Here is a 24,609-nt window from a genome sequence, read left to right on the forward strand (position 1 = left end):
AGTACCGGCTGATGCTTTTGTAAGCATGACCGATTACAAATATGTTGTGATGAGAGTGGCGATGCAGAAAGACGGAATTCCTGTCAACTGTACAAGCTTTGCGAATGGCGAAGTTGAAGATTACACGGTAAGAATCTCTAAGCAGGGAGTTGTGAATTCGGTAAATCAAGATGATATTCTGATCTATCCGAATCCTGTAAGCACAATATTGAATGTGAAGAACATCAGTAAAAAAGCGAATTACAAAATTTACAGTGCTTCCGGACAGCTTGTATCAAGCGGATTGATTTTAAATAATAAAATTGATGTGAGCAGACTGATCAACGGATTATATGTTATCGACATAGACGACGTTCAGGGATCTGTTCAGAAGAAATTCATTAAAGAATAATCAACTAACAATTTTAAATAAAATAAGCTCTCAGAAATGAGAGCTTATTTTTTTGATGAAATAAAAAGCTCGCTGTTTACAGCGAGCTTTTTTCTTATTCAATTTCAAAGATGATTTTTTCAGTTTGTTCTTTCAGATCATCCAGATTTGTATTGTTGTAAATGATATAATCTGCTTGTTTTATTTTGTCTTTCTCCGGCATTTGCTTTTCCATGATGGTTTCTACTTCGCGGTAGGTTTTTCCATCTCGATTCATCACTCTTTTTATTCTGATGTTGTCTTCTGCCGTTACCAAAAGAGATTTATAGCATTGAAGATTTAATTTTAATTCAAATAATAAAGCAGTTTCTTTAAAAACCAAATATTTACTTTGTTTTGAAACCCAATTTTCAAAATCTGATCTTACTGCCGGATGAATAATTTCATTTAAACTTTGAAGCAGCTCTTTATCATTAAAAACTTTTTCTGCAACGTATTTTCTATCATAAATACCATTTGCATCATAAGCTTCTTCTCCTAAAAGTTCTTTAATTTTAAGCTTTAAATCATCATTATCATTGACGATGGTTTTCGCCCTGTCATCCGAATAATAAACCGGAAATCCGCAATCTTCTATATATTTTGCAACAGTAGTTTTTCCGGAGCCGATTCCTCCTGTAAGTCCAATTATTTTCGATGACGGCTCAGGTTCCGGCTGTTGCGCTTCTGAATGTAAGTCTTCCATAATTAATATCCAAAAACATCATTAAAACTAAAAGTCTCGTCGAGCCTTACTCCTTTTTCCGTCATTTTAAGGCTTGCCAGTTCATTATGAGCATCATGTTCAAAAAACAATAGATATTCATTGTCAATACATTGCTTTAAGAATTTCCCTTTTTCTTCCATCGTTAAAAGAGGTCTTGTGTCGTATCCCATCACGTAAACAGGGTTGATATGTCCCGCAGTGGGAATAAGATCAGCCGCAAAAACCACCGTTTTTTCCTGATATTGAATTACGGGGAGCATCTGTTTTTCGGTATGTCCGTCAACGAAAATGACGTCCATTTTCAAATCTGGTGCAAAGCCATAATTCCCTGTTGCCGGAAGTGGCAAAAAGTTCAGTTGTCCGCTTTCCTGCATCGGCAGAATATTTTCTTTTAAAAAACTTGCCTTTTCTCTTGGGTTGGGTTCTGCTGCCCATTGCCAATGATTTTCATTAGTCCAGAACTGAGCATTTTTGAAGGCTGGTCTGTAGCCTGTTTTGTCGTCATTCCATTCGATGGCGCCACCACAATGGTCAAAATGAAGGTGTGTTAAAAAAACATCTGTAATATCTTCTTTTACAAACCCGTATTTTTTTAAGTTTTTATCTAAATTATCGTCTCCCCAAAGCGAATAATGACCGAAGAATTTATCATCTTGCTTGTTTCCGAGACCGCAGTCAACTAAGATTAATTTTTTTCCGTCTTCGATAAGTAAAGAGCGGGTTCCCAATTCAATTAAATTTTTTTCGTCTGCAGGATTTGTCTTTTCCCACAAACTCTTTGGGACGACTCCAAACATTGCGCCGCCATCCAGCTTAAATTTTCCACATTGTATAGGATATAATTTCATATGTAATATTTGATTAGTTAAATTTTAAATTATAAGTCTGATATCTGGTGTCTGAAATCTGATGCCTATCTAATTAATTTCATCTTTTCAGCGATCTTCTTTCCATTTTCATCCGAGTTTTCAAGATGAGAAATGATATTTTTGAAATCTGCTTCTTTTCTGTTTTGAGAAAGTTTTTGTTTAATAAATATCTCGGTCGGAATTATCTTTAAGCCAAAAGCTCCTTTCATTTCTTTTTCTACGAATTCTTTTCCCATCTTGTCGACAAACATCGGACATTTTTGAAAGTTCTCATATTTAGCCGTTAATTTTTCCAAATGTTTGTACAATTCTTCCTGATTCATCAATTCGATCTTTCCGTAGATTTGAACGGCTTCATAATTCCAGGTTGAAACATTAATGTGATCATACCAGCTACTTGAAATATAAGTATGAGCTCCCAAAAAATCACACAAAACTTCATCACCATTTTTCAGTATTTTGGCTTGCGAATTGGCTTTTGAAATATGAGTTTCAATATAAATATTATCAGGATCATCTTCATTCAGCATCATCATTGAATGAGTTGCTCTTATTTTGTCAACCGAAGAAATCAATAAAGCAAAAGCATTTTCTTTGATGATTTGTCTCATCAAATTAAAATCTTCGCTTCTGTATAATTTTGGAATAAACATAACTTCAATAAACTTTAAACATAAAACTCCAAACCATCAATTAGAAAAGTTCTCCCGGTTTTCTTGGTATTGCAATATTCAAATGTCGATACGCTTTTTCTGTAACTTCTCTTCCACGCGGAGTTCTGATTATAAATCCTTCCTGAATCAAAAATGGCTCATAAACTTCTTCCAACGTTTCAGGATTTTCTGCAATCGACGTTGCCAAAGCTGAAATTCCAACAGGTTTTCCTTTGAAGTTTTCGATCATTACGCGCATGATTTTATTATCCATTTCATCTAAGCCAAATTCGTCTACATTTAATGAATTTAAAGCATATTTGGTAATGTTGATTTCAATCTCGCCATTTCCTTTTATTTCAGCAAAATCACGAACTCTTCTCAAAAGAGCATTGGCAATTCTTGGAGTTCCGCGGCTTCTTCTTGCAATTTCGATCGCTGAATCTTCATATATTTTCACGCCCAAAACTCTTGCGCTTCTTATAATAATCGTTGATAAAAGTTCAATTGTATAATATTCCAGTCTGCTTTGAATTCCAAATCTTGCCAGCATTGGTTTCGTCAGCATTCCGCTTCTTGTGGTTGCACCGACTAACGTAAAAGGATTTAGGCTGATCTGAACACTTCTTGCGTTCGGGCCTGTTTCCAGCATAATGTCAATTTTATAATCTTCCATTGCAGAATATAAATACTCTTCTACAATTGGCGACAGACGATGTATTTCATCTATAAAAAGCACATCATTTTCTTCAAGATTGGTAAGCAAACCAGCCAAACTTCCGGGTTTATCCAGAACAGGGCCGGAAGTAATTTTACAATTGACGCCAAGTTCATTTGCTATAATATTGGCTAAAGTCGTTTTACCCAAACCGGGAGGCCCATGAAGAAGAACATGGTCAAGAGCCCCGCCACGTTTTTTGGCAGCAGTAACGAAAACTTCAAGATTTTCCAGTGTCTTTCTCTGCCCCGCAAAATCTTTAAAACTCTGGGGACGAATTTGTTCTTCCTGCATCAGCTCTTCATCGGAAAAGTTTTCCTTATCTGGATGTAAAAAATCAGGCATTAATTCATTTCATTTACCTCAAAGATAGGATTTTTAAGCTTAATTCTGAAATTGTATTTGTAAATTAGCAAGCATGAAATTATTAGGACCATTTAAGCAAATCGTAACGCTTGCCAATATTCCGTTAAGAGGAAAATTATCCGACGAACAGCTTGAAATCGTTATTGATGGTGGAATTTTAATTAAAAAAGGCACCATTCAGAAAGTTGGAAATTTTGATGATTTAAAATCTGAAAACCAAAATATACCAATTGAAAAAGTTGAGGGCGAGCAAATTGCTCTTCCTGCTTTTGTAGATTCTCACACTCATATTTGTTTTGGTGGAAACCGTGCAAACGACTTTGCAATGCGCAATGCGGGAAAAACCTATTTGGAAATTGCCGAAAATGGCGGCGGAATCTGGAGTTCTGTTCAGCACACAAGAAATGCTTCTGAAGAAGAATTATTAAAGACTTTATTGGAAAGAATTGATTTTTTAATTTCTCTTGGAATTACAACAATTGAAGTAAAAAGTGGATACGGTTTAGACGTAAAAAACGAACTGAAAATGCTTCGAATGATTAAAAAGGCACAAGAAATGACGAAAGCTACTTTAGTTCCCACTTGTCTTTCTGCACATCTGAAACCTAGAGATTTTGAAGGGAATAATGAAGAATATTTAAATTATATTATTACCGAAATTTTACCGAAAGTAAAAGAAGAAAACTTAGCAAAAAGGGTTGATATTTTTATTGAAAAATCTGCTTTTCAACCTGAAGAAAGTAAAAGTTTCCTTCTTAAAACTAAAGAATTAGGTTTTGAAATTACAGTTCATGCAGATCAGTTTACGCCTGGAAGTTCGAGAATTGCAGTGGAAGTTGGCGCAAAATCAGCGGACCATTTGGAAGCTACAATTGATGAAGATATTGAGTTTCTAGCTAAATCAAATACTGTTGCAACAGCACTTCCCGGCGCTAGTTTAGGTTTAGGAGAAAGATTTACTCCGGCAAGGAAATTATTAGACGCAGGCGCTATTTTAGCGATTGCAAGCGACTGGAATCCGGGTTCGGCGCCGATGGGAAATTTGATTACTCAAGCTTCGATTTTAGCAACTTTTGAAAAATTGACGACAGCAGAAGTTTTAGCAGGAATGACTTTTCGTTCTGCTTTTGCGCTTGGTTTGGAAGACAGAGGAAAATTAGAAAACGGATTGAAAGCTGATTTTGTTACTTTTAAGACTAATAATTTCCAAAATATTCTCTATAATCAAGGAAGTTTGAAGGCGGAAAGTGTTTATATTGACGGAGTAAAAAGTTAAATAGTAATTATTTCCAGGCTTTAAACGATAATATTACAATCAAAATGAATCAAAATATTTGGCAAGGAAGATTAGATGGTGAGGAGCTTCTTCATCACAGAATATTTCAACGAGTAAAAGAAGAAAGTAATTATGAGATTATTTCAACTAATGATTTCGTTTTACACGGATTTGCGGTGGATGAAGGCGTAAGAAGAAATAAAGGAAGGCAAGGCGCAAAAGACGCTCCTGATGTGATCAGAAAAAATATGTCTAATTTTCCGGTTGTTCTTCCTGATTTTTCGTTGCTTGATTTTGGAAATATTCCATGTGAAAACGGAAATTTAGAACAAGCTCAGGAAAATCTTGCAAATAATGTATCTAAAGTTTTAGGTAAAGGAGCAAAGTCAATCATTTTAGGAGGCGGACATGAAGTCACTTATGCTCATTATTCAGGAATCAGAAAAGCGTTTCCAAAAAAAAAAATAGGAATCATCAATATTGATGCACATTTTGACAACAGACAACCCGAAAGTGGAATAGGAGCAAGCTCAGGAACCGGTTTTTGGCAAATTGCACAAGAAGGGGAAATCTATTCTTTACACATCGGAATTCAGAGAAATTCGAATACTTTAAAGCTTTTTGATACTGCTCATCAATTTGGGATGAAATATATTCTGGCAGATGAGTTGTTTTTTGAAAATCTTCCTTCAATTTACCAAAGAATTGATGCCCTTTTAGAGGAAGTTGATGTGGTTTATCTTACGATTTGTATGGATGTTTTCAATGCGTCTATTGCTCCCGGAGTTTCGGCTGCGGCTTACAATGGAATTTTTGCGGATGCTTCTTTTATGCATTTTTACAGACACATTTTGAAGAGTGAAAAACTTTTAGCCTTGGATATTGCAGAAGTAAATCCGTCTTTAGATATTCAGGACAGAACTGCAAGGTTGGCGGCTTGTCTTGTGAATGAATGGCTTATGATTTAATCATAAAAATTACATTTCTTCAATAGAGAAAATCATTCTTTTAATCCTTCTTAAGGAACAAGTTTTGTTGCTTTCATCATGCTTGAATAAAGCATTACAAATTCATTTTGAATTTAAACAATTACATTATGGAACAATCAATTAAAGATAAACTCATAAAGGCAGATCGTGCTTTCTCTGAATGGAAAAAAGTTCCATTTGATGAAAAGCAAAAATTAATTAAAAAAGCTGCCGAAATTCTTAAAGCTCAATCCGAAAAGTTTGGAGAAATTATCACTAAAGAAATGAACAAGCCTATTTCTCAATCGATTTCAGAAGTTGAAAAATGTGCTTTGATGATGACTTATTATGCTGAAGCTGAAAATATTTTGAAGCCTGAAAAAGTAGATTCGGAATTTTCAATATCTGAAATTCATTATGTTCCGAAAGGAGTGATTTTGGGTGTAATGCCTTGGAATTTCCCCTTCTGGCAGGTTTTAAGATTTGCAACTCCCGCAATTTTAGCAGGAAATACGGTAGTTTTAAAGCATGCTTCAATTTGTTTCGGAAGTGGAAATGCAATCGGAAAAGTTTTTTTGGAAGCAGGTTTCCCGGAAGGTATTTTTCAAAATTTAGAAGTTGGTCATAAAGAAGTAAAAGAAATTTTGGAACACGAAGTTATAAAAGGCGTAAGTCTTACCGGAAGTGAAAAAGCAGGTGCTGAAGTCGCATCAATTGCCGGACAAAACATTAAAAAATCTCTTCTCGAATTAGGTGGAAGCGATGCGTTTATCGTTTTAAATGATGCAGATTTAGATGAAGCTGCAAAAGTTGGAGCTTTGGCGAGGTTGCAAAATTGCGGACAAACTTGTGTGGCTGCCAAAAGATTTATCATTCAGGAAGATATTAAAAACGATTTTCTTCCTAAGTTTATTCTTGAATACAAAAAATATTCTCCTGCCAATCCGATGAATAAGGAAACGAAACTAGGCGGTATGGCAAGACCAGATTTGGCAGATGATTTGGAAAAACAATATCAAAAAGCTTTAGAAAATGGAGCGGAAGCTATTATTCCTTTGGAAAGGATTTCAGACACAGAATTTAATCCTGGTTTGATCAGCGTGAAAGAAGGTAATCCTGTTTTGCAGGAAGAATTATTTGGGCCGCTGGGAATGATAATGACCGCAAAAGACGATCAGGAAGCATTAAAATTGGCAAATAATATTCCGTTTGGGCTTTCAAATTCTGTGTGGACAAATGATAAAAACCGTCAATTATTTTTCATTGAAAACCTTGAATCGGGAACTGTAAATATCAACAGAATGACGAGCTCGGACCCGCGTTTTCCTTTTGGAGGTACAAAATCATCAGGTTACGGAACCGAACTTTCTTTATTGGCTTTAAAGGAATTCGTAACGGCAAAAACGATTTTAGGAAAATAATAAAAACAAAAACTCTCGAAAATATCGAGAGTTTTATTTTATAAAAAATGAAATTAAACTGTAGTTAATCTCAGTGTATTTGTTTTTCCGCCTTCATATGATGGAGTAGCGTTGATGTTGATTACAAAATCTCCACTTTCTATATATCCACTGTTGTGCGTCAGCATATTGACCTGAATAATTGTTTCATCAGTCGGTTTATTCATATCATAATAATAAGCACGAACGCCCCAAAGAAGATTCAGCATTGTAATTACCCTTTTATTTCCGCTATAAACAATAATGTGGGAGTTTGGCCTGTGAGCTGAAAGCTGGAATGCAGTATAGCCGGAATGCGTCAAAGTGATAATTGCAGCTACATTGGTGCTCTTGGCGATTCTTACCGCGGCAAGACAAACTCTGTTGGTGATGAATCTTTCATCGATACAATTAAAATCTTTCTCGATTGGTTCGTTTTTATGTCTATAAAAAGTAGTCTTTTCAATATTCTGAACAATTTTCGCCATATTTTCAACCACCTGAATAGGATATCTTCCTACCGAAGTTTCACCGGAAAGCATTACGGCATCGGCTCCGTCTAATACGGAATTGGCAACGTCATTTACTTCCGCTCTTGTTGGCGTCAAACTATTAATCATCGTTTCCATCATTTGTGTAGCGATGATTACCGGCTTAGAATAGAATCTTGCTTTTTCTACAAGATTTTTCTGAATGGCAGGAACTTCCTCCATCGGAACTTCTACACCAAGATCTCCTCTTGCAACCATCAATCCGTCGCATTCCAATAAGATCTGGTCTATATTTTTTACGCCTTCAGGCTTCTCAATTTTTGCGATGATCGGAGTCTTGAATTTGCCGTTTGGATGTTTTTTAATTAATTCTTTTAAATCAATAATATCCTGAGCGTGACGCACAAAAGAAAGAGCAATCCAGTCAACTTGCATATCAAGCATGAAATTGGCATCCTGAATATCTTTTTCTGTAAGTGCCGGAAGCGATACATTCGTGTTGGGAAGATTTACCCCTTTTTTAGAGCTCAATGGTCCCCCTTGAATTGTTTTTGCTTTTACAGTATCAATTTTATTGGTTTCAAGAACTTCTAAAACCAGCTTACCATCATCAATCAAGATTCTTTCACCAACATTTACATCCTGAGGAAATTGCTGATAAGTCATATAAACTTTTGTAGAATCTCCTTCAATTTTTTCATTGGTAAAAGTCAATATATCACCAGGATTCAGGTATGAACCTTCTTTTACAACGCCAACTCTTAATTTTGGACCTTGTAAATCTCCTAAAATACTTACAGAATATCCGTAATCTTTATTAAGTTCTCTGATAATTTGAATATTGGAACGAACTAAGTCGTAATCTGCGTGCGAAAAATTTATTCTAAAAACGTCTACACCGGCCTTCATAAGCCCCAACATTACTTCTTTTGATGATGAAGCCGGGCCAAGTGTTGCGATAATTTTTGTTTTCTTTAAATACTTATTCATAATACTGGATTATTTGATAAAGTTCTTCTTCAGAACTTAAGTTGTAATCTTGAATCGGAAACACAAGATTTTCAGGCAGCAAAATTACGGAAAAATCAGGTAATTGTTCCGAACTATGCAGAATATATTCCACTTCTGTCTGATTATTTAATAAAAATTTAATATTTTCTTCTTCTGAGAAAAGCTCAGTTTGTAGTTTTTTTTGATTACTTTCTGCTGATTTGTTTGAAATAAAAGTAAAGCAGGTTTTTGTAGATTTATGATAAGCTTCAAATCTCGGAAAATAATAATCATAATAGATTCCGTTGAAAACGAGATCATTAATTCTTGAGAATTTGAGATCGTTAATTTGATTTATTTTATAAAAAAATTCATGATCCGGAATATATTTGGCTAATCTTACCAAGGCTATGGTAATATCTTCAAATTCTATATCGTCTAGATCATAAAGTTTTTGTACTTCCAAGTATATTTTCTTTTTTATTTAAAATATAAAATGCTCTTTGTGCAGCTTTTTCTTCTGCCTTCTTTTTTGAAGTTTCTGTTGCATTGGCTATTTTTTCATCCCCAAGCCATACATGGCAGCGGAAAACAATGCTTTTATTCACCTGTATTTCTTCGCAGGTTTCGTACCTGATGATGAGTTTTTTCTTTTGACTCCATTCTAGCAGAAGACCTTTATAGCTTACGATTTTATTTTCAAGCTTATTGATTTCTGAAGGTGTCAAAAGCCTTTCCAATACAATTTTTTTACATGCATCGTATTGCAAATCAAGATAAACCGCACCGATTAAAGCTTCGAAGAGATTACCTGCAATGTTTTCTCCCAATGCTACGGCATGGTTATTTTTTTGTAAAAGGGCAATAAGTTTTAAATCTTCTCCTAATTTATTCAGATTTTTCCTATTTACAATCTTAGATTTCATTTGCGTCATATATCCTTCGTTTGCTTTCGGATAAGTCTGAAACAAATGACATGAAACAATTGTACCCAAAACAGAATCGCCCAAAAATTCAAGTCTTTCATAATTAGAGTCTTGATTTTTAGAAGAGCTTTTAATAGAAAATGCTTCCCGGTAAAAGCTGATATTCTGAATCTCGGTGCCTAAAATCTTATTAAGCTCCATGCTCAGGAAATAATCTCTTTCCGATAATTTTCTTTTTCTGTGTTTGAGGAGGAATTTAGAAAAGTATTTCTGTAACTCCATTCAGTGATAATTAGATTTTCTTAAAAAGAACGCAAGCGTTGTGCCCACCAAATCCAAAAGTGTTACTCATAGCTACTTTCACATCTTTCTTTACAGCGTTATTAAATGTAAAATTCAATCTGCTGTCAATACTTTCATCATCAGTAAAGTGATTGATTGTAGGAGGAACAATACCATGAATAATGGTTCCCACCGCAGCAATAGCTTCAATAACTCCGGCAGCACCCAAAAGATGGCCCGTCATTGATTTTGTAGAATTAATCTGAATGTCGTAAGCATGCTCACCCAATAACCTTGAAATTGCGCTGGATTCTGCAACGTCTCCTAATGGAGTAGAAGTACCATGCATGTTGATATGATCTACTTCATCAGCAGTTAATCCTGCATCTTCCAAACAATTTTTCATTACCAAATAAGCGCCCAGGCCTTCAGGATGTGGTGCTGTCATGTGATGTGCGTCTGCACTCATGCCACCACCCAATAATTCTGCATATATTGTTGCGCCTCGCTTTACAGCGTGTTCATATTCTTCAAGAATAATAGTTCCTGCACCTTCGCCCAATACAAATCCGTCTCTGTCTTTGTCGAAAGGCCTTGAAGCTGTTGTAGGATCATCATTTCTTGTAGAAAGTGCCATCATAGCATTGAATCCGCCAACGCCACTTGCAGTAACGGCAGCTTCTGATCCACCGCAAACAATAACGTCTGCTTTGCCTAATTGGATCAGCATTTTAGAGTCAATCAATGCATTTGCAGATGAAGCGCACGCAGAAACAGTAGTATAATTGGGACCATGAAAGCCATATTCAATAGAAATATGTCCCGGTGTGATATCCGCAATCATTTTTGGAATAAAAAAAGGATTAAATCTAGGAATTTCGGTGTTTGCCCATCCTAAAACTTCGGTTTCGAAAGTTTCTAAACCTCCGATTCCTGATCCCCAAATTACTCCGACTCTGTTTTTGTCTACATTGTCTTCCATGATTCTTGAATGTGCAACTGCCTCTCTGGCAGCCACCATTCCAAGTTGAGTGTTTCGATCCATCTTTTTTGCTTCTTTTTTATCAAAATGCTGCAACGGATCGAAGTTTTTCACTTCGCACGCAAATTTAGTTTTAAAGTTTTTGGCATCAAAAAGAGTAATCGGAGCGGCTCCGCTCTCGCCTTTTACAAGACTTTCCCAGTATTCATTCGCATTATTACCGATAGGTGTTATTGCGCCAAAACCGGTTACAACTACTCTTTTCAATTCCATAAACTTTGTAAATTTTCTTTGTTGAAGAATATTATTTATTTACTACTTCCTCTATATAAGCGATAGCGTGCCCTACAGTAGTAATTTTTTCAGCTTGGTCATCCGGGATCTGAATGTTAAACTCTTTTTCAAATTCCATGATTAACTCAACTGTATCTAGTGAGTCAGCTCCTAAATCATTTGTGAAGCTAGCCTCAGGAGTTACCTCTGTTTCTTCAACGTCAAGCTTATCGGCGATGATAGCTTTTACTCTTGATGCAATGTCTGACATAGTAAATTATTTTTTTAATTGTTAGATTGTGCAAATATATAAAATTCTTTAGGATAAAACATTTTTTTAGGCTTTTTTGTCTCTAGATAATGCGTATTTTATTGTGTAAATGTTTAGTATTTTAATTCTCAGCTGTTTATATTTGATTAATCAGCTTTTAAGTATTGATATTGAGTTAAATGTTTTCACATTAATCAAAAGTTGATTTAAATGCATGACATAAGAAAGATTAAATTTAAAGTTTTTCCACAAAGAAAATACCAGCAGATTACTGATGGTATTTTCTTTTTAATTATTAATTTAATCTAGTGGTTTTCGTCCTGTAATAATATTATATAGTATCACAATAATTGCTATTACCAGCAAAACATGTACTAAATAACCTGTGCTCATTCCTGGTACAATACCCAGCATTCCTAGCAGCCAAACAATAATACAGATGACTGCGACTAACCATAGTATACTTCTCATGACTATAAAATTTTAATGTTATGTATTGTACTATACATATTTTGTGCCTTTTTATAAAAATGAATAAATAAATGCTTTTTTATAGTGTTTTATGAGGTTTTATTTACTGAAAGTATAACTGAATAATATTTTTTGAAACTCATAGAATATTTAAGAAAAATAAAAGCCATTATTCGTAATGGCTTTTTAAGATAAAGTGGAGTTGGAGGGAGTACAATCAATACAAGCTTATATATTTAACAGAATAACTCCAAACGCTAAATCCGTGTATTTATAATATTTAAGCACGTTTTTGCATTTAATAAGTATTGATTTAGTTTGTAATTATTTTAATCAGTTTGTAATTTGTCGTACAAAAATCATACAATATATTTATATTTGTACGATTAAATGAATTGATATGGCCACTATTAACTTTCTATACCGCTCAACTAAAGAACAAGCACCACTAAATATAAGATTACTGTATCGATTTGAAGGTGTTGATTATGTTTATGGTGCGAAAACTTTACTCAAGGTTAATAAAGATTATTGGGAAAAGCAGCATAACCAAAAACGCCCCAAAAACATTGAAATTGTTAATAGGCAACAAGAAGTAAATACAGAAATAAATAAGATTCAGAATTTTGTTATGGATGCTTTTGAAAAAACAGTTCCTTCAACAATTGATAAGGCATGGCTACAAGCTAAAATTGATACTTATTATAACAAAGATCCTGAGAAGGTTCGAATCCCAAAAGGACTTGTTGATTTTGTGACTTTTTACATAAAAGAAAAGGGTAACGATATTACTTCTTCTACTGTTAAAAAGCTTAATGTTGTTAAACATAAACTAAAGCGTTATGAAGAGGAAAAAAATATCACTCTTCTTATCTCGGAAATTAACGAGCAGTTTAAAAACAGTTTTATTGATTACTGCACAAAAGAAAATTACGCTATTGGAACAACGCAAAGGGATTTGGTTTTTATTAAAACATTTTGCAATTACGCATTTGAAAAAGGCTTAGAAGTTGACAGAAACCTTAACAAAGTTAAAATTAAAGTAAAAAGAGAAATTAAGCATCCTTATTTATCATTTGAAGAATTAGAACAAATTGAAAAAGCAGAATTAAACGATAGTCTTTCAAATGTTAGAGATTGGTTAATTATATCGTGTTATACAGGACAAAGAATTTCTGATTTTAAAAACTTTACTGCTGCTAAAATACGAATCGAAAAAGGAAAACCGTTGCTAGAGTTTAAACAAATGAAAACAAATAAATTAATGACTATTCCAGTGCATCCAAAAGTTATAGAAGTATTGGAAAAAAGAAATGGTCTGTTCCCCTCGCAGATTTCAGATCAAAAGTATAATGATTATTTAAAGGATGTTTGTAAAGAAGCTAAACTAAATGAAAAAATAGAAGGAAGTAAAAAAGTTGAAATTGTGCCTAAAAGTGGCAAATATAGAAAAGAGGAGGGCATTTATGAGAAATGGGAACTAGTCTCTTCACATATTGGGCGACGTTCTTTTGCAACTAATTTTTACGGTAAGATACCAACATCTCATTTAATTTTTATGACAGGACATACTACCGAAAGAATGTTTCTTGAATATATAGGAAAGAGTCCAAAAGATACTGCACTTGAATTATTTAATTATTTTTGATTTAATTTTTTATTAAAATGAGTTCTACAGCAAGAGGTATAATAAGTAATAAAGTAAAGTCTATAATTATTTTTATTGACGAAATAACAAGAAAAATAATTAATTGTAAATATGGGCATGATGAAAGTGAAGAGGAATTTCTTAATAGTTTATTGATTGAAGTTGATATTGAAATTACTCATTGTTATGATTATGTTTTAATTAACGAAATTAATAATGTTGTTTTTGATAAGTTTAAAAAACAATTTATAAATCTTGTAAATTTATTCGATAAAATAAAAGCGGAAATTCTCCAAAAAGATTTTACCGTTAATGATGAGTATTTAGAATTTTATAGAGATGTAGAAACTTTACTAGCAAAAGAAGAAACATATAAGCTTGAAAATCAACAACGGTATTTTGAATTAAAAGAAATTTCCAGTTGTACAATGTTAAATACTGAAAAAGTAAAAAGTATTACACCTGCTAATTCTTATACAAATTTTTTGTGGTTTAAAGTTGGTGTTAAACTGGCAAATGGTGAAATCTATCAACTGATAGAAAGGTATGGCAATAACGCATCTAAAATTTCTAAAGAAATAAATCTTATAAATGGCGAAAAATTTATTTTAGCATCTATAAATAATTATTCTGAGGAGAATTCTAATAAAGATAAAAACATATTCAACTATCCCCAAAAGATTGAGAAGATTCTTAATTATTGTCAACAGGAGAATATTTCTATATCCCCTAATTTTTTACAAAATATTAAAACTAAATAGTACTTTATTAGTACCGGTACTTGTAAAAGGTACCCATGAAAAGCTACCATTTTTGTCGTATTAATTAAAATAATTTATATGACAAATTCAATTTTATTACATGAAATCTCTCCTGCTTTATTTAAAGAGATTATACAAGTGACAGTTAAATGTGAGTTAGAAAGTTTTTCTAAATCGCTTCCCGAAAATTCTAATAATGAACTTTTAACACGGCAGGAAACTTGCGATCTTTTAAAAATAGATAGCAGCACTCTTTGGCACTGGACCAACAAAGGTAAAGTTACCTGTTATGGAATTGCTAATCGTCGTTACTACAAGCGTTCGGAAATTATGGAATGTCTAACTAAATTAAAAATTGGTTAGAATATGGAAAAGAAAAACTATAATTCCGACAACAAAATAATCTTTTGGGAAAAAGTCTATAAAGCACATGGGCGATATACCTTTATAATAAATCCCTCTGATTTAACAATTTTTATAGAAAGTAAAGGCATCTGTAAATATATTTTAAATGATGTTGAAAAAATAATACATTACAATTCCAAAAATGGAATAGCGAAAGAAATTACAAATCAACAGAGTTTTAATATTGTTTTACAATATGTAAGAACTATTAGGGATAAAATATTGGAAGATGCTTTCTATAAACAAGGGGAAATCTTTTTGTTAAGTAAAAAAGCTATTCTTGGAAGTTTGCAAGAAATCAAATTATCTCCATTAAGAGATACACAAAATAAAGCATTTTTGTTTTTCCAAAATTGTTATGTTGAAATAAGAAGTAATGGAACTATACAAATTAAAGATAGCACTACGATTCCTTCTCTAAGAGGTTTTGTATGGGAAAAGTCTATAATTAAAAGAAAGTTTCTTCAAAATGATGATACAAGTGTATTCGAACTGTTTTTACGAACAGTTACCAATAATGAGGAACATTATAACAGTGTTATTACTGCAATAGGGTATTTACTCCATAAATATAAAAATCCCAGTACTACAAAAGCAGTTATTATTAGTGATGAAAATACTGAAGTAGAAAATTCGGCAAATGGCGGCACTGGTAAAGGAATTATCGTAACTGCATTAGGATATTTTTTGAATATTGCACAGCAAAACGGTAAAAATATTGACCTTACCGATAATCGTTTCGCATTCCAAAGTGTAAACCTTGATACCGATTTGCTCTATTTAGATGATATTAAAAAAGATTTCGATTTCGAACAGCTTTTTACAGTTATAACTAATGATATGACTGTTGAAAAAAAGAATAAACCCAGTTTTTCCATACCATTTGAACTCTCACCTAAGATTGTCATTACAACAAACTATCAAATGAAAGGTGATTCAAGCAGCCATGCAAGAAGAAAACATTTAATTTTTCTAAACAACTATTATAGTGAGATTTATACACCAAAGGATGAGTTTGGACATCTCTTTTTTGATGATTGGGATGAAACAGAATGGAATAAGTTTGATACGTTTATAATTAGTTGTGTTAAAGATTTTTTAGTACATGGTCTGTTGGAATACAGGCAGAATGAAGAGCTGAGGCGAAAAAGAATAAGATCAGTAATGCCAAACCATCTTTTTGAAGCTTTGGAAGAAAAATGTAAAGATTTAGATGCTTTCTATATTCTTAAAGATTTTAGAATTAGTAATTTGAAATTAATCCATTTATACGCAGAATATAAGGGCAATGCACTAATTAGCAGAAAAATTAAAGGAATAACCCAATTTGCATTTAAGCGAAAATGAGATCAGGTAGAGTTGGTAGACCGTGTTACCTACAAATTTAAAATAAAAAAAATATTTATATAAAATATATTACAATTATAGCTTTACTAAGTCTACCTATTTGTTTTAAGTGAAAAACAACAAAAAAAGAGCAGCACATCGACTATTAGAGTGTTTTAATACTACTTGAAACGCCTTTTGAAACAACAACAATTTTATAATTATAACAAAATATAATACAGCATTAAAATATGTGTATAGTATATATGAAACGCAGTGCGCAACATATTGCAACTGCCAAAATAAACTTTTACAGTAACTAAATGCCCTCTTTAAACCAAATACTTATATTTGCATTATATAATTACATACTATGGAATAAATAAAATAGAACAAAAAATAATATATATATCGGCACTCCTTTTTCTTGTCAGCTAAACCGACCAAGTTAATTAAGATACGAAGAGGATTTGAATTGCACACGTTTAAAGGCGTGGGCTTTCTTATTCTTCGTATGCGTTCTTGGTCGGACGTTGCTGGCAGGTAGGAAATGTCCCACGCTGATTATTTATAACAACTTCCAATTCGGGACATTTTGGATATAAACAATATACAAAATGGAAAAACAAAACATTCCAAACACCAGTAAACCGACCAACTCGAAACCCAACAAACTAGCAGTATTAATAACTCTAATACTTTTTACTGCCTTAATTATCTTTATTGTGAAATTAATTTTTGGAGATAGTTCCAGTTCTACAAGTGGCAAATATACCAAAGAAGATTTACCGAATAATTTTGAATATACAGTTACCAAAGACGAGAGCAATCCCGGTGTTGAAAAAAACCAACTACAAGTAGAAATTAACCAAAAACTTACAGAGGGGCAAATTGCAACTTTAGCCGAAGAGCTTTACAACACTAAAGACAAACAAAGACGTTTCTACATTTTTTACAATTTAAAAGATAATGATAATAGTGTTGTTGCTTGGGCAACAAGCCATTTTGATCCTGAGTTGGAGATTGCTATTAATAGCTCAACTAATAAAGAAGATAATAAAATGCTGCTTGAAGCTAAAAAAGTAAAAGGTAATATTATTGGAATCTTTAATGAACAAAACTATACTTTCTCACTTTATACAGTTTATGAAGATAACGGGAAAATTTTTGTGAAAACTTCCTTTAAAGATGGTCAATCAATGGTAGAAGAAATGATGGAAAGTGATAACAAGAACGGGATTAAACTAATTAATGTAGACGGAGGAAGTCAGGGCGAATATTTTATCTTAAATAATGATGTTCTTGAATTTTATAACAAAGAAAATAATATGTTTACTTCGGGACTTAAACTTTAATAATGTCTTATGAAAGAATGCAGAATAGAACTCACAAATGATATTATTAAATTAATCCTAGGCATTAGAAAAAGTATCTATTGGAATAAGATTTCAGTCTTACATTGATATTTAAGTTAAAGATATTGAAACTGAATATTTGTTAAACTTGATGTATTTAGTGCTTTTAAAGATAATCTGTTGCTGGCATAAATAAAGTTTATAAAATAATGAAGTAAAACTATTGGTTAATCTATAAAAAAACACTTTCTTATTCCTACATTTGAAGTTTTATATTTTAAATGAAGTCATTATTAATGGTAGACCCTCAAAAGTTACCCCATTTGCTTAAATATATGGGGTCAAAACGTGAATTGTTAGAATTTATAAATCATGCAATCAATCAATTGCAGACTGATTCTGATTGGTTTTGTGATCTGTTTTCTGGAACTTCTACTGTAGGTTGTAGTTTAAGAGATGAATATAATATACATATAAATGACATCCAATATTATACATCAATATTTGCAAATACATATCTTAAAAATGAAGCTGACATTAGAAATAAAATAGATTTTGATTTAATTAGAGAACAAGTTTTTCATTTTAAAGATGAATTTATTAGCAAATATGTAGAGTTAGAATTCAACTATAATGAATTAGATTATGAAGCTTTTAAAAAGCTAGAAGAAGCTCAACAAGGATTAATAAACAAAGAATTTAAAATTGGTTTTCATCTTTTTGCAAAGTATTATTCAGGAACATATTGGTCTTATGAGCAATGTGTTTGGATTGACGCTATAAGAGCAGTAGCTGAAAAGTATAAAACTGAATCAGACTATTATTTGATTCTATCTTCTTTAATTTTTGCTATGTCATATAGTTCTCAAAGTACCGGGCACTTTGCACAATATAGAGATATAACCGAATCAAATATGAGTGATATACTTCAATATAGAACAAGAAGTATATGGGCATTATTTGAGAAAAAATATAAAGAATTAAGTAATTTTCAGCAAAGTAATATTTTAGCTAATGATTATAGAATTACATCTCTCGACTATTTGGATTGTTTGAGATTGATTGATGAAAATACCATCGTGTATGCAGATCCCCCATATAGTTCTGTACATTATTCAAGATTCTATCATGCAGTTGAAACAATTGTAAAGTACGACTATCCTGACATCAAGTATAAGGGGCGATATAGAGAAGATAGACATCAATCTCCATTTGGGAAAAAAACTGAGGTTAAAAAAGCTTTTAAAGATCTGTTTGATCGGATTAAAGAGAGAAAATCACATTTAATATTAAGCTATAGCAATAATGGAATGATTACTGAAAACGAAATTATTAATATAGCTAATAAGTCATTTGGAAATGAATACGAAAGTTTCATTTTTTCTAAAAAATATTTACACAGTAAAATGGGGCGGGCAGATGAGAAATCTATGGAGGTTGATGAACTTATAATAGCATATAAAAGACTATAAAAACTATAATCATGGACAATATTGACATTAGAAAACTTAAATCTTCGTGGACGAAATTTGACATAGTTAAGTTGATTGATATAATTTCAGAAAATGATTTGCAGACGTATGTAGAAAAACAAAAAGTTATAGATGAACCTGTTCTAAGAAACTTTTTAGGAATAGAAAAAATATCAGATCAAATTCCCGTATTCTGGAATGAAATTCAAAATCACCCTAATGAAATACGTTTATTTTCATTATTTGCTGCTATTACTACACATTATCAAATAATTAATCAATTTGCTAAATTTAGTTATAAAGGCACTTTTTCAGGGAACTTTTTATATGAAGGAGAAAGTAATAAACAATCAACTAATATAAGAAGTGCTCTAGTTGTTGCTGGAGCGTCCCTTCAAAATTATAGAAGAGAAAAACAAGTTCCATATAATTTTACTACAATTTTTGAAAACGGTGATGTAGGAAAATTAGTAAAAGAATTGTTTAAAAAGAGACTAACAGTTATTGGTTATGATTTAAATGAATTAAATAATGATTCTAAATTTATAGAAGCATGCAATAAATCCAATATGATCGATGCTATAGCTTTAACTACTGAGCAATTTACAAAATGGCTAAATGGTGAAGCATTGAATGTAGAAGCTGATGTATTTTCTATAGATAAGTTAAAAATCTATTCAAGAACGCCTATGCTGCGAGTTAATCAATGGATGAATGGCTGGGAGGATATAGATTTTAATATATTAGAAAATCGGAGAAAACCTAAACCTAGATTTTACATGTTTAGTATGGATGCAAGATTACTAAAAAGATTGTCGGACGTACATAGAAGAAATGTAAATGATAGGGAAGCTATACAGAGAAAAAAGAGTGATGCTAGAGTTAATGAAATAACAAATTATATTGAAGGAGGATTTCCTTGGTCAACTTTATCCAAGGATCAACAAAAAACAAATGAGAATTCAAAATTAAAAATGCCGGGATTGCTCCCAACGGCAATAATTGTTAATATACTTTCGCCCGATACTAAAAGAAGTGGTAAAGTATTAGCTCAAGAAGATGCATTAGTTATTGAAGATAAATTAGATAATGATGATGTTTGGCAACACGGGAAAATTTCATCGTTTCCAACACTACGAATTCCTGATCATGTTTTTGAAGACGGATGGGATCCAGAACTTAAGCCAATAGAAATAATTGATGGTCAACACAGGCTTTGGGCTTTTGATGATAATCAAAACTTCAATGGTGATTATGAATTACCAGTAATAGCTTTCGATAATTTAGATAAAGCATGGCAAGCGTATCTTTTTTATACAATTAATATTAAACCCGTTAAAATCAATACAAGCTTAGGTTTTGATTTGTATCCTATGTTACGAACTCAAAAATGGTTAGAAAATACTAGGGATGGGGTGTTAGCTTATAGAGAAAGTAGAGCGCAAGAAATTGTTGAAATACTTTGGTCATATTCAAATAGTTCTTGGTATAATAGAATAAATATGTTAGGTGAAGCGGGAGGGGCTGTTATTTCTCAAGCTGCTTTTGTGAGAAGTTTAATCAATTCTTTTTTTCGACCTACAAAAGGTTTGTATTCAAGTAATTTAGTTAAAAATGAGCCTCAGGTTCTAAGTTGGAATAGAACACAACAATCAGCATTTATTATTTTTATTTGGAATAAAATTTTTGACAGGCTAAAAGTTAATAACGAATTATTGTGGGCTAAAAAAATAAGAGATGCTGATGGTAATTTTTCGGATGAGTATGATCCTGCATATCAAGGAAAGGAAACATTTTTAAACAGAGATCAAGCCATAAGACCTATAATGATTTTCATTAATGATTTCTTCTTTACACTAATGGATGAGTCAATTTTAAACTTAAATTCTATTAATTGGGAAGGAGAACCTGAAGATAGAATTATAGATTTAGAAAATGTTGATATTGCTATTGAACAGTTTTATTCTAACGATGTACTAAATGAATATATTGATAATATAGCAAATATAATTATTAGTATTGATTGGAGAACCCCATCCGCACCTTTTGATAATGAAGAAGAAAGAAGAAATCAACTTATTTATAAAGGAAGTGGAGGATATGCTGAATACTATAAATTAATAAAAGATTGTATTTTAAGGTCGGATGACGAAAAAGTGAGTTTTATTGTTGATAAAATGATTTGATATGTCATACGCAAACTTAATTTCTAAGGCTGATATTAGTAAAGTTGATCAAGGTTTTGCATCGATGAAAACGCAGGCTTTACCTAATAATACAATTTTGTCCTTGACTAATCAATTGTCATGTAACAATCCTGCGGACGTTCTTAAGAATCATTCTACAAATTCTTTGTCTAATAATGATGTTAAAGAATTTATTGCAATATCAACGATAGCGCATACTATAGATGGATGGTCTTATATTAGTAATGCTGTTCACTCATTGATAAAGGGAGAGCCATCTATAGCGATTCACTTAGCTTATTATGCTGAACTAAGGGCAGCATTGGCATTTCTTGCAACAGAAGACATACTCTTATTGGGTAATCACCAAGCATGTATTGAATCAAATAATAATTTATACTTTACAAGTCTAGGAGGAACACATAGTGCAACTTGGAATATTATAGATGAATGGGTTTCTAGAAGTAATAAACCTACAAATGTTTTAAAATATTTTTCTTATCAGGGTCAAAATTTCGAACAATTATCAACATCTATTCCTTACGTAGGTACTCTTGCTTCTACAAATATTTTTATTATAAAAAATTGGCTTAAGACATGGTGTTTTGATATTCAAAACTTTAAGGATGATAAATTAGGAAGAAATCAATCCTCTTACAATCCAAACGTAAATAGGCTTTATACTCCAGCTTCATTGAGAGATAAAATGGAAATGATTAATGTTTTTTGGAAAGTGCTTCAACCAGTTAATGGTAGCTTTGATCTTTTAGATCGGCATTTGTTTTCTTTTTATTTAAATGAAATTTATTCTAGGCTTTCTTCAACATTACGTAGTTCAGTTACAAAAGCTGATTTTATTGATGATTTTTTTACTAGAAGCGGACTAAGTCCTGATTATATTTTAAGAAATATTTTTACATCTGGCAATGTGCATCCAATAATACAAATAGCTATGGATACTCAAATAGATACCACGACAAATGAAATTAAACCTTTAACGATAATAGCGAGAGCTATACTTTTTTTACGTTTTTGTTCTGGAGCAAATTCTTTTTATTTGAATAAGAATAATATCCAAAGGTCAGAAATGGACTTCTACATAAATAAAATTGGTGATGATTTTGGTTTATGGAGCAGTTCGTCTCCCAATGAGTTAAAGGATTTGTGGTTTGAAATTGAATTTCTATTAGAAGATTTTGAAAGTTTTTTTGCAGCCTCTTCTGTTGCACCAAATATTTATGATGTAAGACAAGAATTTAAAGATTATTCTGAAACTTACATTCAATTTTCCAGAGCATCACTATGGGGATTAGGAATATGATTAATTTATAATTAGTATCATGTTAATAGAATGAACAAAATTGAAAGAATAGAAAACTATCTTCATGAATTCGTCACTCATAATATTTTTGAGTTAGAAGATTTTTATAGAAGTATTTATGATCAAAGGCACGAAGGGATTTATCTATTACAAGATGGAAGTGAAATTCTTGATTTTTTAAACAATATTCATTCAAATATACAAGACAGACTAAATTTAAAAGATTAATACCCCATAGATTCCCTACTCCAGAAAATTTACTATATTTTTTAAGACGTATGATCGAATACATTGAAAAGAATAAATACTTGATTGATAATCAATGTAATAGGACCGAAGTGGACTGGATTATTTCTAGTGCTACCTGTTTTGTAAACAATATTTTATCTGCCTTTAATTATGCCATAGAAATTTATGACTTAGAAGATGAAAATATTTTGTTGTATCAAAAATTACGTTATTATCTTATAAAAGGTGATGTAGAAAATTTTATTTTAGATCTTAAATCTATTTTTGCCAGTGTTTCATATGCAATAGCACGCGAAACGGAAGGGTATTACCATGCAAATGTTTTTCTAATTCTAAAATTATTAGGTTTCTGTATTTTTCCTGAAGAAACTACAAATACAGGCAGAATAGATGCTGTTATTAAATTTAGTCGTAAAGTATACATAATTGAATTTAAATTTTCTAATAATAGTGATGATTCTGATGAAGCTTTAGATCAGATAATTAAAAAAGATTATGATACCAAATATAGAGTTGAGCAAGTTGATATATATGGATTAGGAATAAGCTTTAATAGACAAATAAGAAATATAAGAAATTATAAATTACAAAAATTATAATTCGTACAGTATGGATATTAAGCAATATAAAGAGCTTATTTGTAAAATTAAACCATTAGAGGAATCTAAATTTAAATATGACATCCAAACTTGGAAAAATTTAAATATAGAATTAAAAGCTCGTCTTTTTCAATTTGAAAATAATTTTATTAAGAGAGTTGATGTAATTGATAGCTTTAGAAAATATTATGAGGGTATATGTGATTGGGAAACTCCATTTGCTTTAACAATGATCTGGGGTTTTGCAGATACAGGATATGGTAGTTATAGAACAAATAGATTTTACGCAACAGAAAGTAATAGAAATGTAATTGAATATTCGTTTAAACTTGCTGAAGATAATGAAATTGAAAGTGCTTACAAAGCGTTGCAAACAATAAATGGATTAAATATTAGCTACATTTCTAAATTGTTATATTTTGCTACTAGAGCTAAAGAGCTACGCCATTATTCTCTAATTTATGATATTAGAGTAGCTAAATCACTGGTTAAATTAACTTGCCCACCAGAGATTTATGAAATATTAGATATCAAGCCATCAAGTAAATTTTATCATTATAAAAGATATAACGATTTAATGCATAAAATTGCAGATGAAAATGATATTTCTGCTGAATCTCTTGAAATGTTTTTATTTATGCAAAATTTCTAGAAATAGTGCTTTTTAACTCACAATTAAAATATCGTACAATAATCGTACAGATTTTAAAAAACAAAAACCTTAAATAACTGAATAAGAATTATTTAAGGTTTTATTTTGTGGAGTTGGAGGGATTCGAACCCTCGTCCAAACAAGCAATACATAAGATTTCTACATGCTTATTCTGCTATTGGTTTTCGACTGAAAGCAGAGAGCAGACGCCCAACTTCCAGCTTATCTTCTGAATTTTTCGAGTTTTAGCCAAAGCATCTAAAACCTTATTTCTGCATTACTATATCTCAGAATCAAACGCCGCAGAACAGAGCATTTGTGAGACATCTTGCTTCCTTACTATCTTCGGGAAAGCGCTTGAATCTTACTTTATTCGGATTAAGCTGCAAGAGCGAACTCTTCGTTGCCAGTTAAAGTTTTGTAGCAAGGGATTATAGAGATCGCGCTACGGTTCTCTGCATGCTTACTTACCCATTGACCTTGCTGTCGAAACCAGTCAACCCCATAGAAAGTGAATGCAAAGA

24 protein-coding genes and 1 other RNA gene are annotated in these 24,609 nt (G+C 31.9%); 14 read left to right on the forward strand and 11 right to left on the reverse strand.

Features of this window, described 5'->3' with window-relative positions; all coding sequences use genetic code 11:
* On the forward strand, positions 1-391 hold a 391-nt coding region (locus tag AC6CHK_RS11460; protein ID WP_498096243.1), incomplete at its 5' end, for a T9SS type A sorting domain-containing protein.
* 94 nt (positions 392-485) lie between these two features.
* Here AC6CHK_RS11460 and coaE read toward each other — a convergent pair.
* From coaE to ruvB, 4 genes are all read right to left on the reverse strand, one after another.
* On the reverse strand, positions 486-1,115 hold the full coding sequence (gene coaE, locus AC6CHK_RS11465) for a dephospho-CoA kinase (protein WP_498096245.1): 630 nt from the start codon (positions 1,113-1,115) through the stop codon (positions 486-488).
* 2 nt (positions 1,116-1,117) lie between these two features.
* Complete coding sequence (locus tag AC6CHK_RS11470; RefSeq protein ID WP_498096247.1) at positions 1,118-1,984, reverse strand: MBL fold metallo-hydrolase; 867 nt, start codon at positions 1,982-1,984, stop codon at positions 1,118-1,120.
* Positions 1,985-2,049: 65 nt separating this feature from the next.
* Positions 2,050-2,658, reverse strand: a complete 609-nt coding sequence (locus tag AC6CHK_RS11475) for an FMN-binding negative transcriptional regulator (RefSeq protein WP_498096249.1) — start codon at positions 2,656-2,658, stop codon at positions 2,050-2,052.
* 40 nt (positions 2,659-2,698) lie between these two features.
* On the reverse strand, positions 2,699-3,721 hold the full coding sequence (ruvB, locus tag AC6CHK_RS11480; protein WP_498096251.1) for a Holliday junction branch migration DNA helicase RuvB: 1,023 nt from the start codon (positions 3,719-3,721) through the stop codon (positions 2,699-2,701).
* A 73-nt stretch (positions 3,722-3,794) separates the two neighbouring features.
* Here ruvB and hutI point away from each other — a divergent pair, with 73 nt between their 5' ends.
* From hutI to AC6CHK_RS11495, 3 genes are all read left to right on the forward strand, one after another.
* Positions 3,795-5,018, forward strand: a complete 1,224-nt coding sequence (hutI, locus tag AC6CHK_RS11485; RefSeq protein WP_498096253.1) for an imidazolonepropionase — start codon at positions 3,795-3,797, stop codon at positions 5,016-5,018.
* A gap of 44 nt (positions 5,019-5,062) precedes the next feature.
* Positions 5,063-5,986, forward strand: a complete 924-nt coding sequence (gene hutG / locus AC6CHK_RS11490) for a formimidoylglutamase (protein WP_498096255.1) — start codon at positions 5,063-5,065, stop codon at positions 5,984-5,986.
* Between the two features lie 128 nt (positions 5,987-6,114).
* Positions 6,115-7,407, forward strand: coding sequence for an aldehyde dehydrogenase family protein (locus AC6CHK_RS11495; protein ID WP_498096257.1), 1,293 nt, complete (start codon positions 6,115-6,117; stop codon positions 7,405-7,407).
* Positions 7,408-7,460: 53 nt separating this feature from the next.
* Here AC6CHK_RS11495 and pyk read toward each other — a convergent pair whose 3' ends face one another.
* The 6 genes from pyk to AC6CHK_RS11525 all read right to left on the reverse strand — a co-directional run bounded on the left by pyk (position 7,461) and on the right by AC6CHK_RS11525 (position 12,111).
* Entirely contained in the window at positions 7,461-8,906 is a 1,446-nt protein-coding gene (gene pyk, locus AC6CHK_RS11500) for a pyruvate kinase (protein ID WP_498096259.1), read from the reverse strand.
* Positions 8,899-9,372, reverse strand: coding sequence for an IPExxxVDY family protein (locus tag AC6CHK_RS11505; protein ID WP_498096261.1), 474 nt, complete (start codon positions 9,370-9,372; stop codon positions 8,899-8,901). The genes pyk and AC6CHK_RS11505 overlap by 8 nt, the downstream gene beginning before the upstream one ends.
* Positions 9,350-10,114 (reverse strand): ribonuclease III, encoded by a 765-nt coding sequence (rnc, locus tag AC6CHK_RS11510; RefSeq protein ID WP_498096263.1) that lies wholly within the window; start codon positions 10,112-10,114, stop codon positions 9,350-9,352. The genes AC6CHK_RS11505 and rnc overlap by 23 nt, the downstream gene beginning before the upstream one ends.
* A 10-nt stretch (positions 10,115-10,124) precedes the next feature.
* The gene (gene fabF / locus AC6CHK_RS11515) at positions 10,125-11,369 is read right to left on the reverse strand and encodes a beta-ketoacyl-ACP synthase II (protein WP_498096265.1); all 1,245 of its coding nucleotides are present in this window, start codon (positions 11,367-11,369) and stop codon (positions 10,125-10,127) included.
* Between the two features lie 31 nt (positions 11,370-11,400).
* Positions 11,401-11,640 carry an acyl carrier protein gene (locus AC6CHK_RS11520; RefSeq protein ID WP_002976354.1) on the reverse strand — a complete coding sequence of 80 codons (240 nt, stop codon included), beginning with the start codon at positions 11,638-11,640 and terminating at the stop codon, positions 11,401-11,403.
* A gap of 300 nt (positions 11,641-11,940) precedes the next feature.
* On the reverse strand, positions 11,941-12,111 hold the full coding sequence (locus tag AC6CHK_RS11525) for a lmo0937 family membrane protein (RefSeq protein ID WP_498096269.1): 171 nt from the start codon (positions 12,109-12,111) through the stop codon (positions 11,941-11,943).
* A gap of 400 nt (positions 12,112-12,511) precedes the next feature.
* Between AC6CHK_RS11525 and AC6CHK_RS11530 the strand changes: the two genes are divergently transcribed.
* From AC6CHK_RS11530 to AC6CHK_RS11575, 10 genes are all read left to right on the forward strand, one after another.
* Positions 12,512-13,759, forward strand: coding sequence for a site-specific integrase (locus AC6CHK_RS11530; RefSeq protein WP_498096271.1), 1,248 nt, complete (start codon positions 12,512-12,514; stop codon positions 13,757-13,759).
* Positions 13,760-13,776: 17 nt separating this feature from the next.
* On the forward strand, positions 13,777-14,520 hold the full coding sequence (locus tag AC6CHK_RS11535) for a hypothetical protein (RefSeq protein ID WP_498096273.1): 744 nt from the start codon (positions 13,777-13,779) through the stop codon (positions 14,518-14,520).
* A gap of 78 nt (positions 14,521-14,598) precedes the next feature.
* Entirely contained in the window at positions 14,599-14,883 is a 285-nt protein-coding gene (locus AC6CHK_RS11540) for a helix-turn-helix domain-containing protein (RefSeq protein ID WP_498096275.1), read from the forward strand.
* A gap of 3 nt (positions 14,884-14,886) precedes the next feature.
* Positions 14,887-16,272 (forward strand): DUF5906 domain-containing protein, encoded by a 1,386-nt coding sequence (locus AC6CHK_RS11545; protein WP_498096277.1) that lies wholly within the window; start codon positions 14,887-14,889, stop codon positions 16,270-16,272.
* A gap of 596 nt (positions 16,273-16,868) precedes the next feature.
* Complete coding sequence (locus tag AC6CHK_RS11550) at positions 16,869-17,606, forward strand: hypothetical protein (RefSeq protein ID WP_498096279.1); 738 nt, start codon at positions 16,869-16,871, stop codon at positions 17,604-17,606.
* Positions 17,607-17,887: 281 nt separating this feature from the next.
* Positions 17,888-19,078 (forward strand): DNA adenine methylase, encoded by a 1,191-nt coding sequence (locus tag AC6CHK_RS11555; protein ID WP_498096281.1) that lies wholly within the window; start codon positions 17,888-17,890, stop codon positions 19,076-19,078.
* A gap of 11 nt (positions 19,079-19,089) precedes the next feature.
* Positions 19,090-21,264 carry a DGQHR domain-containing protein gene (locus AC6CHK_RS11560; RefSeq protein ID WP_498096283.1) on the forward strand — a complete coding sequence of 725 codons (2,175 nt, stop codon included), beginning with the start codon at positions 19,090-19,092 and terminating at the stop codon, positions 21,262-21,264.
* Position 21,265: 1 nt separating this feature from the next.
* Positions 21,266-22,585, forward strand: coding sequence for a hypothetical protein (locus AC6CHK_RS11565; protein WP_498096285.1), 1,320 nt, complete (start codon positions 21,266-21,268; stop codon positions 22,583-22,585).
* Positions 22,586-22,863: 278 nt separating this feature from the next.
* A complete protein-coding gene (locus AC6CHK_RS11570; protein WP_498096286.1) occupies positions 22,864-23,433 on the forward strand; it encodes a PD-(D/E)XK nuclease domain-containing protein in 570 nt (189 codons plus the stop codon).
* Between the two features lie 10 nt (positions 23,434-23,443).
* Complete coding sequence (locus AC6CHK_RS11575) at positions 23,444-24,085, forward strand: 8-oxoguanine DNA glycosylase OGG fold protein (RefSeq protein ID WP_498096287.1); 642 nt, start codon at positions 23,444-23,446, stop codon at positions 24,083-24,085.
* 105 nt (positions 24,086-24,190) lie between these two features.
* On the opposite strand, the gene ssrA is transcribed toward AC6CHK_RS11575, so the two are convergent.
* Positions 24,191-24,589, reverse strand: a transfer-messenger RNA (tmRNA) gene (gene ssrA, locus AC6CHK_RS11580).
* Between the last annotated feature and the right edge of the window lie 20 nt (positions 24,590-24,609).

The organism is Chryseobacterium sp. GQ58 (assembly GCF_059758895.1).